Genomic DNA, 18,394 nt, shown 5'->3' with positions numbered 1-18,394 from the left:
TAAAAAATGAAAAAACAAGTAATTATAGCTTTAGCACTATCTGTTAGTGTATTTTCTTTTGGACAGAAAAAAGAGCTTAAAACTGCAGAGAAAGCAATCAAAAACAATGATTTTTCTGTAGCAAATTCTATTTTAGATCAAGCAGAATCAATGCTTGCTGATATGGATGACAAATCTAAAGATAAATTTTATTACCTTAAAGGTAAAGCACTTTATGCTAATGGAGCAGGAAGTGATGCAGATTTAGATTTGGCAATTGAAAATTTTGACAAGGTAAAGAATGCATATAAAGTAGAAATTGGAGATGTAAAACAAAATTTAATAAATACACTTTTAACAAATTCTAATAACCAATATCAGGCTGCTCAATATTTAGATGCAGTAAAAGGATTTGAAAAATTGTATAAACTGATTCCTTCAGATACTACGTATTTATATTATGCTGCTTCTAGTGCAATTACTGGTAAGGATTTCGATTCTGCAGCTAAAAATTATGAAACGTTACTAGAATTAGGGTATACAGGAATTGAAAAACAATATGTTGCAACTAATGTAGAAACAGGTGAAGTAGAGCCATTTCCTAAAGCACAAAGAGATTTATTTGTAAAAGCAGGATCTCACATTAAACCAATGGAAAAAATATCGGAATCTAAAAGAGGAGAAATAGTTAAGAATCTTGCTTTTATTTACTTAAATAATGGAGAGTCAGAAAAGGCGCTTTCAGCGGTTCAAGCAGCAAGAAAAATGGATCCTACAGATTCTAATTTAATCTTATCTGAAGCTAATTTACATTATAAAAATGGGGATAAAGAAACCTATAAAAAACTAATTGAAGAAGCTATTCAGTTAGATCCAGACAATACAGATTTAATATTTAACTTAGGAGTAGTTGCTTCTGATAATGGCGATTTTGTTAAAGCAAAAGAGTATTATACTAAAGTAATTAGTTTAGAACCTAACAATGTAAATGCACAAACTAATATGGCTGCATTAATATTAGGAGAAGAAAATGCTTTGATTGAAGAGATGAACGGTTTAGGTACTTCTAATAAAGATAATATCCGTTATGACGAATTAAAAGCAAAACGTACTGGGATTTATAATAGTGCTATACCTTATTTAGAAGCTGTTTTAAAAGTGCAACCAAAAAATATTGAAGTAGCTAAAACGCTATTAAATATTTACGGTGCTATTGGTGACACAACTAAAGAAAAAGGAATTAAAACTTTAATTAACTCTTTAGCAAACTAAATATTAGTTTCTTTAGAGTACTAAAAAATGCCACTTCATTGAAGTGGCATTTTTTTTATAATAATTTTAAATGGAAAAGAGTATTATATAATCTTTTTGATTACTCTTAGTTTGTGGGTATGCATCCGCTTGTCGGCATTATATATTCCAGAATGATCTAATCTGTCTATTCTTACTTTTCCATGCGCATGAATAATATAATTATCTTCCATGATAATACCAACATGAATAATCACTCCTTCGCTATTATCAAAAAAGGCTAAATCACCTGGTTCACTTTCTTCAATAAAACTTAAAGCTTCTCCTTGTGAAGCTTGTTGCGAAGCATCCCGTAATAATTTATAACCATTAAGCTTGTACACCATTTGTGTAAAACCAGAACAATCAATCCCTAAAGGTGTTTTTCCTCCCCAAAGATACGGCGCATTTAAAAATGAAAAAGCGGTACTTATTATATGTTCTTTTGGATTAATGCTACTAGTAGTTGTACCATCAAAGGTATGTTCTAAAAGTTGTAACCCGTTTAAGGAAGCTCCCAATGTAACAGGATATAGATGTTGGTCTTTATCTTGAACAAATTCAATTAAATCATTTACAAGAATTGGAGCCTCTTGGTTTAGTGTATAATATTGGTCTTCCGTTATTTCAGCATATTGTTTATTATCAATCCAGCCTTCGTATTTATCAAAGGCTAACCGAATTTTGCTCCAAGATTTACGTTGCTCCAAAACTTTAAAATAATCGCCATACAAAACTTGCGAAACGAGTTCGGTTTTGTCGGATGGCTCAAATCTTAAAGGAACAATGCTTAAGTTACAAATTCCGTATTGCATTAATAAATTTGGTTGTTAGGTCTAAATTAAAAATTTATTCATTTTGAGTGAGCAACTGCGCACCGCAACTGAATACTGCTTACTATATTATTCGCGTTCAATTACAATAGCAGAAGCACCTCCACCACCATTACAAATAGATGCAGCACCAATTTTAGCGTTATTTTGTTCTAAAACGTTTAATAGTGTTATTATAATTCTAACGCCAGAACATCCTAAAGGGTGACCTAAAGAAACAGCGCCACCGTTTACATTTATATTGCTATCGTTTAAACCTAAAATTTTCATGTTTGCTAAACCAACAATGGAAAAAGCTTCGTTAAACTCAAAATAATCTACATCACTAATAGAGATACCAGCTTTGTCTAGTGCTTTTGGTAACGCTTTTGAAGGAGAGGTTGTAAACTTATTAGGTTCTTGTGCCGCATCGGCGTAACTTTTAATCGTTGCTAAAACTTTTAATCCTAATTCATTTGCTTTTTCTCTGCTCATTAAAACCATTGCACCAGCGCCATCATTTATAGTAGAAGCATTTGCTGCAGTTACAGTTCCGTCTTTAGTGAAAGCAGGACGTAAAGCTGGAATTTTATCCATTCTTACATTGGTAAATTCTTCATCTTTATTTACTATAACAGGTTCTCCTCGTCTTTGTGGTACTTCCACAGGAACAACTTCATTATCAAATTTCCCAGCTTCCCAAGCAGCAGCAGAACGAGTGTAAGACTGTATAGCATACGCGTCTTGATCCTCTCTAGAAAAACCATATTCTGTAGCACAAGCATCAGCACAAACTCCCATTGCATTCTGGTCGTAAGCATCTACTAATCCATCACGTTGCATACCATCTTCCATTTTAGCAGGACCAAATTTTGTAGCCGTTCTTGCATGAAAATAATGCGGAATTAAACTCATGTTCTCCATACCTCCAGCAACAACAATTTCAGCATCACCTAAAGCAATAGCTTGAGCAGCTTGCATCACTGTTTTCATACCAGAAGCACAAACTTTATTAATAGTAGTACAAGGTACAGTATTTGGAATACCAGCATAAATAGCCGCTTGTCTTGCTGGAGCTTGACCTGTTCCTGCTTGAACAACATTTCCCATTAAAACTTCATCTACCATTTCTGGCTTCAAATTAATCTTATCTAAAGCTCCTTTTATTGCAATTGCTCCTAATTTAGGTGCAGGAATTGTAGATAATGCGCCTAAAAAACTACCAATTGGTGTTCTTGCTGCAGATACTATTACTACTTCTTTACTCATAATTATGTGCTTTTAATTTTAATTGATGCGAAATTAATCAATTTTTGGCATAAATTAATACGATTAACATTTTATAACTATTTAAAAAGTATATTTTATTACATTTGAAAATAGTATTATCCCTATGAAAGACTTTATAAACAATTTATATAAAAATCACGCATTAATATACAAGGTGTTACTCTTTATAAGTGCCACGGTATTGATAGTGTATTTGTTTCCGAAACAAGGAAAGTTTAAATATAATTTTGAACAAGGCAAACCTTGGCAATCTGAAAATCTATATGCTCCTTTTGATTTTGCAATTAAAAAGACTTCGGAAGAAATTAATCAAGAAAAACGGCTTATCGAAAAGCAAGCTAGTTTGTATTTTAATATAGATGATAAAGTAGAAGACCAAGTAAGAATACATTACAAGACAGGATTTTATGAGATTTTCCCAGATTCTCTTTCTCAGGTAAAACTAAATGAATTATTTAAAACAGGTGAACTTGTTATAGATAGGTTATACAATAACGGTGTTTTAAATGAAAATTATGCATTTTCCGAAGACAAAAAAAGTGTACTTCTTAATGGGCAAACAACCATTAAGCAAACGCAGTTTTCCGATTTAGTACAGCAAAAGGAAGTAACTTCGATAGTTAATAAAGTGTTATTAGATAGTAATCAAGATTTTTATAAAACACAATTTCTTGCTTTATTTTTTGATGTTGTAGAACCCAATCTGGCGTATAATAAATCGTTAACCGATGGTGCTTTATTGGAAGATTTAAATAGAATAGCATATACTAGAGGAAGTATTAAAAAAGAAACCTTAATTATTTCTAAAGGAGAAGTAGTGGAAGGAGAGAAGTACCAAACTTTAGAGTCTTTAAAAAATGAATATAAGTCGCAAGTATGGACGGCATCCAATTATAACTGGGTTATTTTTGCTTATACATTATTAGTCGCATTGGCATTATTGATGCTATTACTTTTTCTAAGAAAATATAGATTAGATGTTTTTAATAATAATACCAAAGTAACCTTTATTTTCTTCAATGTTATTTTAATGGTATTGCTAACCACGTTGGTAATTAGTTATAATTCAAAATATTTATATGTAGTACCAATTTGTATTTTGCCTTTGGTATTAAAAGCTTTTTTTGATGCTAGATTAGGTTTGTTTACGCATGTTATAACTGTTGTTTTATTGGGATTAATTGTTCCAAATAGTTATGAATATATGTTCTTGCAAATTATAGCAGGAATTGTAACCATTCTAACCGTTTCTGAGCTATATAAGAGAGCTAATTTATTTATTTCGGTCGGACAAATAACACTTATTTATATCATTGCTTATTTTGCTTTTTTTGTAATTCACGAAGGAAGTGTAGACGCGATACATTGGGAAACTTTTGGTTTATTTGTTTTATGTGGGTTAGCAACCTTATTTGTGCAACCACTTATATATGCGTATGAAAAATTATTCGGATTAGTTTCTGATGTATCTCTCTTAGAATTGTCGGATACGAATTCGAAACTATTAAAAGAATTATCTAACAAAGCACCAGGAACATTTCATCATTCTTTAAACGTCGCGAATTTAGCGGAAGCAGCAGCGAATGAAATAGGAGCAAACGCCATGTTAATTAGAGTAGGAGCATTGTATCACGATATTGGTAAAATGAAGAACCCAACGTTTTTTACCGAAAATCAATCTACCGGAATCAATCCGCATGACGAATTATCCTCTAATGAGAGTGCAAGCATTATAATTGATCATGTTTTAGATGGTATTGAAATTGCAAGAAAAAATAACCTTCCAGATCGTGTTATTGATTTTATTAGGACACATCACGGAACAAGTGTGGTTTATTACTTTTATAAAAAAGAGAAAGCTATAAATGAAGATTTAGACATACAGGAATTCATGTATCCTGGTCCTAAGCCATTTAGTAAAGAAACGGCCATATTAATGATGTGTGATAGTGTAGAGGCTGCTTCTAAGAGTTTGAAAGAGCCAACATCCACAAAAATTGATAAATTTGTAGAAAACATTATAAATAAGCAAATGGAAGGGGAACAATTCTTAAATGCGAATATAACTTTTAAAGAAATTCAATCGATAAAAAAAGTGCTAAAACACAAGCTTGCAAACATTTATCACTTGCGGATAGAATATCCCGAATAATTTTTTAAAAAAAGTAAAAAAAATGCTTGTAATGTTTAAGATGATATCTTACATTTGCATCCGCGTTGAAATACAAACGCAATAGTTCTTAAATAAAATTACCGGAGAGGTGCCTGAGTGGCCGAAAGGAACGGTTTGCTAAATCGTCGTAGGTGGCAACACTTACCCAGGGTTCGAATCCCTGTCTCTCCGCAATATTTTTTTTATATTTTGATAATCATTCGGGGTGTAGCGTAGCCCGGTTATCGCGCCACGTTTGGGACGTGGAGGCCGCAGGTTCGAATCCTGCCACCCCGACACTGTTTTCGTAGAAACATAAAATCTACGGGCTCTTAGCTCAGCTGGATAGAGCACCTCCCTTCTAAGGAGGCGGTCTCAGGTTCGAATCCTGAAGGGCTCACTTAAAGCTTCACAGAAATGTGAGGCTTTTTTGTTTTTGGTAGGTTTTGTAATACTTCACAAAGGTTTTACATCTTTTTAAAATACCTTCATACAATTTAAAATATACTAAAGTGTGTCTTTTTTAGGTACACAATTAGGTACACTACTTTTCACTGAGGTACACCTCTTTCTCAAAACTAAAAAAATCATGAATAATTATAAAATCTCAATCCTATTCTTGCTTCATAAAGTGGGAATAAACAAACAGGGTAAATGCCCTTTACGTTGTAGGATTACATATAAGAAGAAAAGAAAAATATTCTCTACAGGACTATTCATAAATCCAGATAGTTGGAATAGTAGCCAACAAATAGCTAAGCCTCCTAACAAGGAAATTAATATTATTAATGCTCAACTAAGCCTCATAAGTCAAAAGATTAATGAGGCTTTTTTAATGCTTCAAATCTTACCTAATGAGTTTGATGTAGATGATGTCTATAGAAAATACAAGGGAGAGGATACTAAAGAGGAAATAACTATTCTTGGAGCTTATGACCTTCATAATGAAAAGATGAAAAAGCTTATTGGTGTTGACTTTAATAAGCTGTCTTGGAGTAGATATATAGAAAGTAGAAGGAAAGTAGCTGAGTTCATTAAGAGCCAGTACAAGAAGTCTGATGTAAAGTTGAAACAACTAGATTTGAAATTCATTAAAAATTTAGAATATTATTGGAAAACTGAAAAGCATCTAAAACAAGCCACTATATATAGAAGTATGCAAAGAGTTATGAAGATAATTCAATTTGCTATCAATGAAAACTACCTTCAACATAATCCTTTTAGTCTATATAAGAACAAGAAGCATAGAGTTGTTATAGTATATTTAACTGAGCCTGAATTGAAGAAGTTAATGAATCATGAGTTCATTCAAGAAAAGCTACAGAGAGTAAAAGATATGTTTGTATTCTGCTGTTATACAGGCTTAGCTTATCAAGAAATGAATAGTTTAACGACTCATCATATTAGTACTGGGTTTGATGGTAATTTATGGATTAATATGATTAGGAAGAAAACTGAGCAGCCATTAGCTATACCTTTATTACCTCAAGCTGAAACTATTATTAACAAGTATAAGCAAGTTGATTCTGACGTAGTATTTCCTAGTATTTCTAATCAAAAATTCAATTCATATTTAAAGGAGATAGGTGTGTTAGTTGGTATCAATAAAAACATGTCACATCACCTCGCTAGAAGAACTTTTGCAACTACTATCTTACTATATAATAATATACCAATGGAAATAGTTTCAGAACTCTTAGGGCACTCTAAAATGAGTGTAACACAAGATAGTTATGCTAAAGTGGTTCAACCTAAAATAAGTATTGAAATGAAAAAGTTAAGAAAAAAATTAAATAACTAAACATTTTGTTTAACTTTGCCGGAAATCAGTTAGAGGTTTTCATTCAATAGTCTCATTCTATAACTGATTTTTAACGAGTTTTCTACATTTTATAAGAACATATAGTTCTTTACACCGAGTTTTCTTTATGTCAAATGAAAGAGTTCATTTGAATATTAATCATTTAATATCATTATTATGATAAATAAAGAGAATATTGCTACACAAGAGTCACTAGCAATAAACAACCAGAAAACTGCCTATGCACCAGAGCAGATTGAGTATTTACAACAATTTAGCTCCTCTACAATTGATAGAGAAGACTTTGAAATTGACAAAATTTTAGAAACATCTAATGTATCTAAAACCACCCCTGAATTGCATCTTGATGAACATGAAGATTGGTTAGGAAATAATATTAAGAAAGAAGCCGATTTTATTGAGTTATCACTATATGACCATACATTAACTAGAGAAGAGAATTTTACTGATAGTGATGAAAAATTTGTGGTATTTAGAGTGACTAAAAATGGAGAGTTTGGTGTTGCAGACAAAGAGAATATAATACCTTGTCCTTCAGCTAAATGCTTAGTAGATTTATCTGTTATAGAGGATTATGACTCAGAATTCAACTTTACTCCTGTAGCCTATAGTAGCTTCATGGGAGTAGAAGTGTTAAATTTCATGAAGTATAATTCAAACTTTTTTACTTGTGATGAAAGAGTCTTCTTTATAACGCTATTGGTGAAGTTTAAATGCTTCGACTTTAAGCCTTTTTATTGGTCGAAAGAAAAAATATTTCAAGAAATTGGAGTTAAAAAGGATAGAGCAAACAAGATTATTAAGAAATTCATAGAGTTAGGTTTTCTTTCTACGGAATTAGTAAAAACTAAAATTGATGGAAGACCTATGCAGGCTACTTACTTTGACATTGATGGAGGGAAAGTAATAGATTTATTACCTGAGATTTTACTTAATGAAGAAGATAGTGAAGGGTATAACTCTACAGACCAAGACATTGAAAAGTATCTCAAACCTTCAATTAAGAAAGAAGAAAAGTCATTATCTAATCTTATACAATAACTAGATTTCAAGTTATTTTTAAAGGCTACTATAAAAAGTAGCCTTTTTCGGTTAGCGGAAATCCTCCAATAAAAGAGAATGCATTTATTTCTTTAATAGAACTTATAATATATATGTTATAAGAAATTATACTTATTAGTATATAATAGGAAGAACACATATGCTCTTTTATTAGAGGTATTCCGCTAATGACTTTCAGCATCCCAATAATTGGGATGCTTTTTTTTATGTAATTAATATTAACCTTCAAAAACAAAAGATTATGCAATTAAGACAATCAGAAAGAAAACAAGCCAAAATTAAAATGGCTTTACAAGGGAGTAGTGGCTCCGGAAAGAGTTTAAGCTCCTTATTGCTAGCTAAAGGACTAACTAATGACAATCTAGCTAAAGTCGCTGTGATAGACACCGAAAATGGCTCAGCAGACCTTTATGCACATTTAGGAAACTATAATGTATTGGCACTACAACCACCTTACACACCAGAGAAGTATATAGAGGCTATTGAGGTTTGTGAAAAAGCAGGAATGGAAGTAATTATTCTAGATTCAATCTCTCAAGTATGGGATGAGCTTTTAGACTTTCATTCAAAGTTACCTGGCAATTCTTTTGCTAATTGGAGCAAGGTTAAGCCTCGTCAAAATGCATTTATAAATAAGATACTACAAGCTGATGCTCACATTATAGCAACAATGCGCACTAAACAAGATTATGTGTTACAACAGAAAGATGGAAAGTTTGTACCAGAGAAAGTAGGACTTAAAGCAGTACAAAGAGATGATGTTTCATATGAGTTTACAGTAGTATTTGATATTGATATTAAACACTTTGCAGTAGCAAGTAAAGACAGAACTAATCTGTTTTCAGGTAAGCCAGAGTTTATGATAAATACTGCAACAGGAAAACGCATTTTAGATTGGTGTTCATCACCTATAAAAGAGGAAGATGTAAAGCAGGAGATAAAAGACTGTTTATCTGTTAGTAAACTAATGGAATTATACAAGGAGCATCCAAGTTTTCAGTTGCCATTAAAAGCTTTGTATCAAGCTAAAAAAGAACAGTTAGAACAATTAGTTAAACCAGAAAATTTTAGTCAAAATGGAAATAGTATCAGTAACAGAGCTTAGTAAGCAACATAATGGAGTATTTATTAATCCTGAAGGTATACCTAAAACTGTAAATCCTTTAGAAATACCTTCAGAAAATAAAGTATATAACCATAACCCATTCTTAGAGGCTAACACGAAAGAGGTTAGCCTTTCTACTTTGAAGCATGATTGTATTATACCTGTTTTTAGTAAGGATAACGAGAAAACATTAGCACATCAAGAGTTTATAGAGATAGCACAAGACTGTGTAAGTAAGGTGTTTTCGCATCATACTATAGAAGTACCAGAAGTAAGAGTATCTCATCAAATAAAGGGTAGGACAGCTGATGCTATTTATAAGCCAGTAAAAGAACTTTTAGACCATGAAAAAACTCAGTATTTTGAGAGGATGGCATTCATTATAAGAATTCCATCTATAACAGAAAACATTAATGGAAATGATGTAGCTTTAACAGTAGGAGGAGTTAGAGCTTACAACCAAGAAAACCTGTATAATAAGAAATCTTATGAGAAATTTAAATTCTTTATAGGTTTTCAAAACATGGTGTGTTGTAACCTTTGTATTTCTACAGATGGTTATCAAGATGAAATGCGAGTTGGAACTTATGCAGAGTTACAGTCTAGAATAATGGACTTGATTCAAGGATATGATGCCCAAAATCATCTACAACAGATGAAGCAATTATTTAAACAAAACTTAACAGAAAAACAATTTGCTCAGCTTATAGGAAGGGCAAGATTATATAACTATTTACCTAAAGAAGAAAGACTTAAAATTCCAGAATTGTTACTTAATGATGGGCAAATTTCTACAGTAGCAAAAGACTATTATTTAGATAATAGCTTTAGTAGAAACGAAAATGGAGATATTAATCTTTGGAATGTATATAATCTCTTCACAGGAGCTAATAAGAGCTCTTATATAGACTCTTTTCTATCAAGAAATGTCAATGCCTTTGATTTTACAAAAGGGTTGGCTAATGCTATCAATAGTGACTCTAACAACTATTGGTTTTTGAGTTGAGTGAAGCCCAATCTTTATTTTTATAGAGGTTGGGTATTTTATTGTTGTTCAAGCAAGTTGTTAATTATTAGAACATCTTCTACAAGTATATAATTCTCCTGATGGTTTTTTGTTATATAATGGGTTTATGTTTCAAATCTCCGATATGAGGAGTTGCAGCTCCACTCCAGTTAATGTTACCATTATTAGCTTTTGCGGATTCAATCTTTTCTTTGAAGTTGTTTAAAGTGTTTTTTATAGCCTCTTTAGTAGCTCTTGAACCAGCAAAATATTCAAATTCTATAGGTATACCATTAGGATCTTTAGAGTACCTAATTGATAACTCTTCTCGTTTCTCTTCAGGTATATTGGCTTTATCGCACAATACTTCAAATGAGCTTGAAACTCCTTTTATATCTTCTATTTCTGTTCCTTTTAAAGTGGATTTCAGTATTATTTCTGATTGATCGTCTTTAAAGTGGAAGAGCGGTTTTGATGCTGTCTCATCTTCAATTCTAAATTCTTCAGCAGCTTTTTTAAATTGTTCGTCTTTCCAAAGAGCAACAATGTTGACTACAACTTCTTGAGGTAGAGGTCTATGTTTGAATACTGTTACGAACTTTTCTTCATTTCTTATTCTTGCTTTAAAGCCTTTTGCATAGTCTAAACTTTCTGTCCAGCTTGCTATTCCTTCAAAAAAATCATCATCAATCAAAATTGGTATAAGTTCTTTAGAATTAATAAATCTCTTTCTATAACAACTACCATTAACTTGTTTGAATTCCTTTGGTAATTTCTCACACTGAATAACAAGCTCGTCAGCGAGTAATCTTCTTCTTTCTTGGACTTCAGACCAGCCTCTTTGCCAATCTGATATAGCAATTAGAAGCTCTCTAGTAAATATGTTTTTATTTATCATAAAACGGTTTCTTAATCTTGTCTTTAAAGATGCTTTTTCTTGTACAGTTGGATTAGTTATTTTACTTTTTCAACTAAATCCTTGAGTTTAGAATGATAATCTTTATTACCATAATTTATTAAAATCAAATTAGCTCTACTTCTAGTGATACCAGTATAAAGAATTTCATCAAAAGTCATTTGTAAGTTGAAATTCTCTAATATTAAAAAGACTGTTTCACTTTCCCATCCCTTGAAACTATGAATAGTAGAGAGTTTTACTGTTCCTCTATTCATATGAAAGTGAATCTTCTTGTTGTTACGAATCATCTTGATATTGCTACCTTGTTTTTTAGGTCCAAAATCTTCCTTGAAATTATCAATAGCTTCCTTGTTTTTACTTAAGTATTTTAAGAATTCATCAAGACTTGTTGAAAATCTCTTACAGTATATCTCTAATTTATTTTTAAACTGTTCTGGGTATTCAGAGTATAAATCATTTAAGGTAAATAATATACTTATTTGATTAAAAGCCTTGTTGTCTGTCAAGTACCTTTGCTTATTCATTAAGTTAATCCCATCAACAAGCCAAAGAGGTTTGTTTTTTTGTATGTAATTTAGTCCCATTAAGTAAACTACTTCATAAGTTTCAAACATGGTGTTGGTTTTCTCATTTGAAGAGTAGCGGTAATAAGCATCAAACTTTTTTAGTAATGAAACAGAGTTTCCTAAAATTGTAATATCATTTGGAGGAATCTCTTTATTGATTGCATTTTCATAAATTATGGTGTATAGACTACTTACCCTGTCTGCGTCTTGCAAGTAAATATAATTTATGCTTCCTTCTTGGTTTCTCTCGAAAGCCAATTCTAAACTTTGAGATTTTTTGTTAAAAGAATCAACTTCATACTTATCTTTAAAAATATCTTTTTGATACAAAATAGCTAAGTCTTTAATTTTGAAATCAGAACGAAAACAGTTTTTTAATTCTGTAACACCTCTGACATTAGTCGATATATCTTTAGCTTCAGTTTTGTTATTATATATGTTCTGTTTAACATCTCCAAATAAGATGTATTCCCCATTCTCAGCAAGGAAGCACTCTTTAATAATCTCCATCCAAGGTCTTTTGTAATCTTGAATTTCATCAATTAATATTACCTCATAAGGTCTAATTTTTTCTTTGTTCTCAGTGAAGAGTTTTTTATTAGAGTAATAGTTGCTTTCAAAATATTTGTCTTTTTGCTCATCAGAGTACTCATCAAATCCATCAGGTATTACTACAGGTATTCCTAAGTTATTAAGTTCAGAATTAATGAACAAATGATAATTAGAAATCACAAAGTTCTTCCAAGGAAATTCCTCTCTAACTTGACTAATTTTGTCCTTGATATAATTTTTTAAAGTTATATTGTAAGTTAGTATAAGTACATTTCCATTAGTCCTTTTATGAGCTTGAACTGCCCTTGCTGCTAAGACAGTTGTTTTTCCTGAGCCAACTACACCCTTTATTCTTTGCTCTTTTCTAGTAGCATCATAAATGATTTCAAGTTGTTTTTTACTGTATTTAATGTCTTTACCATCCTCTTTTAAATGTATTGGAGGTTTAAGAAATCTTCTAAAGCTGTTATAAATTTCATCTGTAAAAAGAAAAGAAGGCTTTTCAGACTTTAAATATCTTTTTTTTAAAATAGTATTCAGGTCAAATTCATTAAGGTTATTTCTCCCAATTAGGTCTATATTATATTCTAAAAATTTTAAATACTTATTATTGATTTCAAAGGGAGTTACAAGTAATTCCTTTATTTGTTCGGAATCTGCCTTGTGAAAATATACTGCACATGAAACAATATTAAAATGTCTAATGTTCTTAATTTTTTTCTCAAGTAATTCATCTATGTGAAGCTCATATAGGTTCTCCTTGTATTTTAGCACCTGTGATATAGGAGATTTTGATGTTCTTATATTACCGTTTTTAATTACAAAATTCTTTCTTTCATCAAGTTTGTATAAATCAAGGTTATAGTCTTTTACTTCTATAACTAAGACACCTTGACCTTTCTTCATTATTACGATATCTGGACGGTCACCATTCATGTATGGGTTGAAGTAAACCTCAAATGATTCATCAAGGTTAGTATCAAGAAATTTTAATAAATGTAATTCTCCCTCTGTAGGTTTTACTTTTTGAGATAATATCTTATCATATGGAGGAATTATAGTAGCCATTTAGTTACATGTTTTATCTTATTTTCTTGAAAATCTCTTCACTTAAAACCTTACTATCTTTAATATTGTTATCATCTAAGACGCTTACAAAACCTAATTTGCACTGGTTTTCATTAATCCCTGGATGTGTGTAAGTATAGTTGCCAAAAACACTGTCTTGTTGATTAACTTGAGGGTAAAGTAGCATACTTCTTGTAGAGTTCCAATGCAAGTTATAGGCAAACATTTGTTTTAGGTCACTATCAGAAGGGTTACTTGACTCTACAATTTTCCATTTGGTATCAATTATAAAATTTTCGTCTTCAGCATTAGATATCACAATATCTGGTCTAATACTTTTATGCTCCCAAAAGGTATCTGAGTTTTGAAAAGAAACTTGAAAATTTTCAGGTTTATGTTTGTTTAAAATTCTAAAAATGTATTCTTCCCAAAGTACATTCATATCAAATAGTAAAGTAAGCATATTGTCTTGACCAAAACTAATATTAGGAGAGTAGTTAAGGATTAGCATTTTAGCTATGTTTAAAGCTCTTTCATAAGGTTGAGACTTCCTGTTTAAACTTACTTTCTTAAAGTGTTTAGCGCTTATTTCAATGCGCTTTACAGCATCAAACTGGTATAGTAACTTGTTTGTTTTATCGGATAAATGAGAGTTGTCAAACGAGTCTAGAACTTGTAGACCTTTAAGTAAAATCTGATGTATTAAATGGTCTTTGTCATAGACTTGATGTTCACAATAAAATCGTTCTTTATGTACTGTGTTTTTTTGTAAATTTTGTGCAAACAACAGTTTTCCTTTAAGAGCTAACTGATTAGTTTGAGTTCTTCTGTATTTTTTAATTAAGCCTCTTTTTATTAGCTGCTCAACTTCTTCTAGATACATTGTAAAGTAGGCTTCTAGAATAGAATGGTATCTTTTTTTTAGTTGTGTTTCTGAAACAGTTTCAACTTGAATTTTCTTACACACTTTAAGCATGTGAAGTAAAACACTTTGCCAAGTGTCTTTTTCTTGTTGAGAAGTTTCATTGTTTTTATCTGCCTTTGGGAGTATCTCTATAGTTAAACCACCTATTTGTATAACACCTACATAGCTAACAAACTGAATGCCATTATAAATAGTCTTAAAGTATTTGTTATTGCCTTCTTCATTAAACTTTACTAATGACTTAAAATGGCTCTCAGTGAAACCATTGTCATCAGTAAATCTTAATTTCTGATATTCAAAAACTTGTATGAGGTTCTTGTTTGGCATTAGTTATTGTAAATAGATATAAAGTCTGAATCTTCCATGTTATCAATAGGTTTTATTCTGAAAATCTTTTTATCTGTAACAAAATCTATTTCATCATATGCTTTAAAAGGAGCTAAGATTGTTTTGTTTTTAATAGCCTGTTGTTCTACAAATCTTTCTCCTAACACTAAGCCTATCTTACCAAAATCACCATAAAAGTATTCTTCTAATAAAGGTATGATACTATCTTTGAAAACAAGTTTTAAGTCTTCTAATGTATTAATATTGAAAAAATAGGAGTGACCTATTTGATGGTCTTTATCTACTAATAACTCAATTCTTTGATTAATTCTATCTAACAATAATTCAAGATTAACTTCTTGATAGTTAAGCTCATTTAGAAGTTCTGGTTTTGGTAAAACTTCTTCAAAAGAAAATCTTCTCCTTAAAGCTGTATCTAAAGCTTCAACACTCCTGTCAGCAGTATTCATTGTTCCAACAATGTAAACGTTGTTAGGTACTGAAAATAAGCTTTTAGAGTAGGGTAGAGTTACACTAATTGACTCTTTTTCTCCTAATCTCTTATCTGTTTCAATAAGTGTAATCAATTCTCCAAAGATTGCAGATACATTTCCTCTGTTTATTTCGTCTATGACTAATACGTAGTTTCCTTTCTTTTTATCTTTAATTTTTGTAGTTAAATGGTGCTTAGTTTTTAAATACTCTATAATACTACTTGCATAACCTCCCCATCCATCAAACACATCAAAACCATTAATTTGTTTTAATAATTTATCTTTAGTTAAAGTTCCTTGTTTTTTTATATCTTTTGAGGTGTATAAATTTAGATTATTATTACTATTTATATTAATCCTAAATTCTTTCTTTCTTGGAGTTTTAAGTAGCAAATAATCATCAGTAATTTCGCTTATTTCATTTAATAAGCTTTGATAAGCATCTTCAAAATTAGATTCTTGTTTTACTTTAGCTTTATTACAAATTTCTTTAAAAATACCATCTTTTACATCATAGATTACTTGGTTATCTGAAGTTTCAGGTTTTATACCTTCAATGAAATCTTCATAACTTAAACTTTGGTGAAAAGTGGTAAAATGTATATTACCCGAGTTTACATAAGTATCATATTTTGCTAATATAATTTCTCTATCATCGAGAGAATCAGAGTATTCTTTATTTTCTATAATCTCTACAGCTATTTTTTTTGTTTTATATGTTTTACCAGTTCCTGGAGGTCCATATAAAATTTGATTTAGTGAGTGTTTTTTTAAGTCCATGCTGTTTGTTTTTAAGTCATCCCCATTAGAAAAGTCATCTCCATTGGAAGGAATGAGGAACTTATTAATCTTATCTTTTGTTTCCTTCTTTGTTAAAGGATAAAAAGTAGTACGAATACCATCATTTAAAGTGAAATTTTTTACATCTTTTTTTAACCAAATTATGCTTCTACTATGTGCAAAAGGATAATTCTTATTGTACTTATAGTTGTCTATTATTTTACCAATTGCAATAACAGAGTTTCCATTCATTAAGGTTACGATGTCATTTTTATTTGCATTTAAGTAAAAGTCAAATATTTCTCCTGCTTTTCTAGTTTTAACTCCTTCACTTCCAAAAGTCTGTTTGTGTTTGGTTAATAGTTCAGAAACCTCTTCTTTAGTCTTTATCTTTTGAGCAGCTAAATCACCGATATCATTCCAGCCTAAAGCAATATAATCATCAGAAAGCATTTCTTTAGAATAAGAATGATCTCCATCATTAGAGCCAATTCTCCAATACTTGATTTTATCATTAAAATGATTAGCTACAGTGTATATAAAATCTTGTGTTAGTAAGTGTAAACTATCATCATCATAATTATTATCTTTCTCTGTAAATTCTTTATATTCATCAGAGAACTCTATGTCTTCTTTTATAAACTCTAATACTTGATTAGAAATGTCTAAGTATGTTCCTAAATTTTCTTTATTTCCCGCTTTAATCGTAGGGAGTTCCATTTTCTGGTAAAACTTTTTTACCATTCCATATTTAAATAAGAAATATTTTTTTGGGTGCTGTAAAGTAAGGTATAGGGCAATAGCCCTTAAATCATTATGACTGTGATACTTTATTTTTTTATCAGGTATAAGCTCTTGTAGTTCAGGTAATTTAGTGTCATAAAAATTAATAAAATTATTAATTCTATCTATTAGTGGTAGACCTTCATTGAGTAGGGTAGAGATGGCATTCTCCGTTTCTGATCTAAAATTTTGAAACATCCAATTGGTATGCTCTATTGGATAAAAATTACCACTAAGCCATAGGTTTTTTGGTCCAGACACATTAAAAGCATCTTTAAACATTTGAGGCTTGTTCTCCGCATCCCAATCCCAATTACTGTAGACTTGTTTAAGTACAGACCACTTATACTTCTCAGTATGCTCTGAATCAGGTAATCTAAAATAGTCTTTGTATTTAGCCCAATATGTCCTTAGAAGTTGCTTATCTATTGTATTTACTTTGTCCTTTTTCATCTTACCATCTAAAAATATAAAATAGTTACTCCTACCTAATACAGCTTTAGGTCTGCCATTTCCTTTTAACTCATCATAATCGAAAAACGCTGTATTTTTTTTACGATTTTCACCATAGATGTTTTTAGTTAAAAAAGATTTTAGTTCTTCATAATTTCCATGAACTACACTAAATAGGTCTCTAGTAGGAAAAAAACTATTGATTTCATCTAACTTTATTTCTATTTCTTCTAATGAGTTACCATAGTATTGTCTGTAAGACTCAGCTCCATTTTTTAATAACCATTTTGCAAACTCAATCTTTAAGTTTTCTTTGCTAGTCTTCTTGCTGTTGTCTATAGTGTATCCTAACTTTTCAAAAGGCTTGTTAGCTTTTCCTCCATATAAAGTCGATTCATCTATACTATAACCTTTAAGTTTAGCAATAATCCTAATAAAGTCTTTAGGAGGAAAGGGGTCATCATTTACTAACAAAGAGTACTTAGTTGATGGTTTTAAAACTATGTTGTTGTCTTTAATATGATCATAAGTCTCTTTAATAGAGTCATTATCTATTAGTTTAAAGAACTCTGAAGCTTTTATTGTCTTGAAGGTTTCTGGCATTTATTTCTTGTTTTTACTCAACTCATCTATTAATGTTCCTATCAAAGTACCTCCTGCAGCAGTTACTAAAAATAGAGGTAATCCTATTGCTCCTCCAAGTGCTGCTATTCCTGCACCAGAGCCACTAACTGTAAGTAATGCACCACTAGCTCCAATAACACCTAGTCTTTTAGCCCAAGAAGCATTCTTCCAAGATTTCTTAGTCTTGGTCTTTATTATTTTTCCAAGACTTATAAAAGCTGTTTTATTGTCGAGTTCTTTTAGAGACTTTATCTTGTCTTTAACATTAAGATTTTTATCATTCTGAATCTCTTTAACATTTTTAGCCCAAGCTAAAATTTCTTCTTTCTCTGAGGTGTTTAATTTCTCAACTATAACCAAAGTTTTCTCTTCCTTCATAACTTTA

13 protein-coding genes and 3 tRNA genes are annotated in these 18,394 nt (G+C 30.8%); 9 read left to right on the top strand and 7 right to left on the bottom strand.

All coding sequences use genetic code 11. The features are described from left to right. Positions 1-6 precede the first annotated feature (6 nt). Positions 7-1,251: a tetratricopeptide repeat protein gene (locus ACVCZW_RS17700; RefSeq protein ID WP_452230118.1), complete on the top strand. Its 1,245-nt coding sequence runs from the start codon at positions 7-9 to the stop codon at positions 1,249-1,251. Positions 1,252-1,334: 83 nt separating this feature from the next. Here ACVCZW_RS17700 and ACVCZW_RS17695 read toward each other — a convergent pair whose 3' ends face one another. Both ACVCZW_RS17695 and ACVCZW_RS17690 read right to left on the bottom strand, forming a co-directional pair. Further along, positions 1,335-2,084, bottom strand: coding sequence for a C40 family peptidase (locus tag ACVCZW_RS17695; RefSeq protein WP_452230117.1), 750 nt, complete (start codon positions 2,082-2,084; stop codon positions 1,335-1,337). Between the two features lie 87 nt (positions 2,085-2,171). After that, the gene (locus ACVCZW_RS17690) at positions 2,172-3,350 is read right to left on the bottom strand and encodes an acetyl-CoA C-acyltransferase (protein WP_452230116.1); all 1,179 of its coding nucleotides are present in this window, start codon (positions 3,348-3,350) and stop codon (positions 2,172-2,174) included. Between the two features lie 124 nt (positions 3,351-3,474). Between ACVCZW_RS17690 and ACVCZW_RS17685 the strand changes: the two genes are divergently transcribed. From ACVCZW_RS17685 to ACVCZW_RS17650, 8 genes are all read left to right on the top strand, one after another. Next, a complete protein-coding gene (locus tag ACVCZW_RS17685; protein ID WP_452233063.1) occupies positions 3,475-5,523 on the top strand; it encodes an HD family phosphohydrolase in 2,049 nt (682 codons plus the stop codon). A 103-nt stretch (positions 5,524-5,626) separates the two neighbouring features. After that, positions 5,627-5,715: transfer RNA gene (locus ACVCZW_RS17680), tRNA-Ser, on the top strand. Between the two features lie 30 nt (positions 5,716-5,745). Beyond that, positions 5,746-5,820 (top strand) — tRNA-Pro (locus ACVCZW_RS17675). 29 nt (positions 5,821-5,849) lie between these two features. Continuing rightward, positions 5,850-5,923: transfer RNA gene (locus ACVCZW_RS17670), tRNA-Arg, on the top strand. Between the two features lie 189 nt (positions 5,924-6,112). Beyond that, positions 6,113-7,324: a tyrosine-type recombinase/integrase gene (locus tag ACVCZW_RS17665; RefSeq protein ID WP_452233062.1), complete on the top strand. Its 1,212-nt coding sequence runs from the start codon at positions 6,113-6,115 to the stop codon at positions 7,322-7,324. Between the two features lie 177 nt (positions 7,325-7,501). Beyond that, positions 7,502-8,386, top strand: coding sequence for a hypothetical protein (locus ACVCZW_RS17660; protein WP_452233061.1), 885 nt, complete (start codon positions 7,502-7,504; stop codon positions 8,384-8,386). A gap of 262 nt (positions 8,387-8,648) precedes the next feature. Beyond that, positions 8,649-9,512, top strand: coding sequence for an AAA family ATPase (locus ACVCZW_RS17655; protein WP_452233060.1), 864 nt, complete (start codon positions 8,649-8,651; stop codon positions 9,510-9,512). Continuing rightward, positions 9,484-10,518 carry a DUF3871 family protein gene (locus tag ACVCZW_RS17650; protein WP_452233059.1) on the top strand — a complete coding sequence of 345 codons (1,035 nt, stop codon included), beginning with the start codon at positions 9,484-9,486 and terminating at the stop codon, positions 10,516-10,518. Before ACVCZW_RS17655 ends, ACVCZW_RS17650 begins: the two co-directional genes overlap by 29 nt. A 112-nt stretch (positions 10,519-10,630) precedes the next feature. Here the strand turns inward: ACVCZW_RS17650 and ACVCZW_RS17645 are convergent, their stop codons facing one another. From ACVCZW_RS17645 to ACVCZW_RS17625, 5 genes are read right to left on the bottom strand one after another with little or no spacing between them, the layout of a single operon-like run. After that, a complete protein-coding gene (locus tag ACVCZW_RS17645) occupies positions 10,631-11,416 on the bottom strand; it encodes a hypothetical protein (protein WP_452233058.1) in 786 nt (261 codons plus the stop codon). Between the two features lie 56 nt (positions 11,417-11,472). Continuing rightward, positions 11,473-13,623, bottom strand: coding sequence for an NERD domain-containing protein (locus ACVCZW_RS17640; RefSeq protein WP_452233057.1), 2,151 nt, complete (start codon positions 13,621-13,623; stop codon positions 11,473-11,475). A gap of 13 nt (positions 13,624-13,636) precedes the next feature. Then, positions 13,637-14,875 (bottom strand): McrC family protein, encoded by a 1,239-nt coding sequence (locus ACVCZW_RS17635; RefSeq protein WP_452233056.1) that lies wholly within the window; start codon positions 14,873-14,875, stop codon positions 13,637-13,639. Then, positions 14,875-17,988 carry an AAA family ATPase gene (locus tag ACVCZW_RS17630; RefSeq protein WP_452233055.1) on the bottom strand — a complete coding sequence of 1,038 codons (3,114 nt, stop codon included), beginning with the start codon at positions 17,986-17,988 and terminating at the stop codon, positions 14,875-14,877. The genes ACVCZW_RS17635 and ACVCZW_RS17630 overlap by 1 nt, the downstream gene beginning before the upstream one ends. Continuing rightward, positions 17,989-18,387: a hypothetical protein gene (locus tag ACVCZW_RS17625; RefSeq protein WP_452233054.1), complete on the bottom strand. Its 399-nt coding sequence runs from the start codon at positions 18,385-18,387 to the stop codon at positions 17,989-17,991. Between the last annotated feature and the right edge of the window lie 7 nt (positions 18,388-18,394).

Source organism: Lacinutrix sp. MEBiC02595 (assembly GCF_053601555.1).
This window is presented reverse-complemented; position numbering and strand designations above follow the sequence as displayed.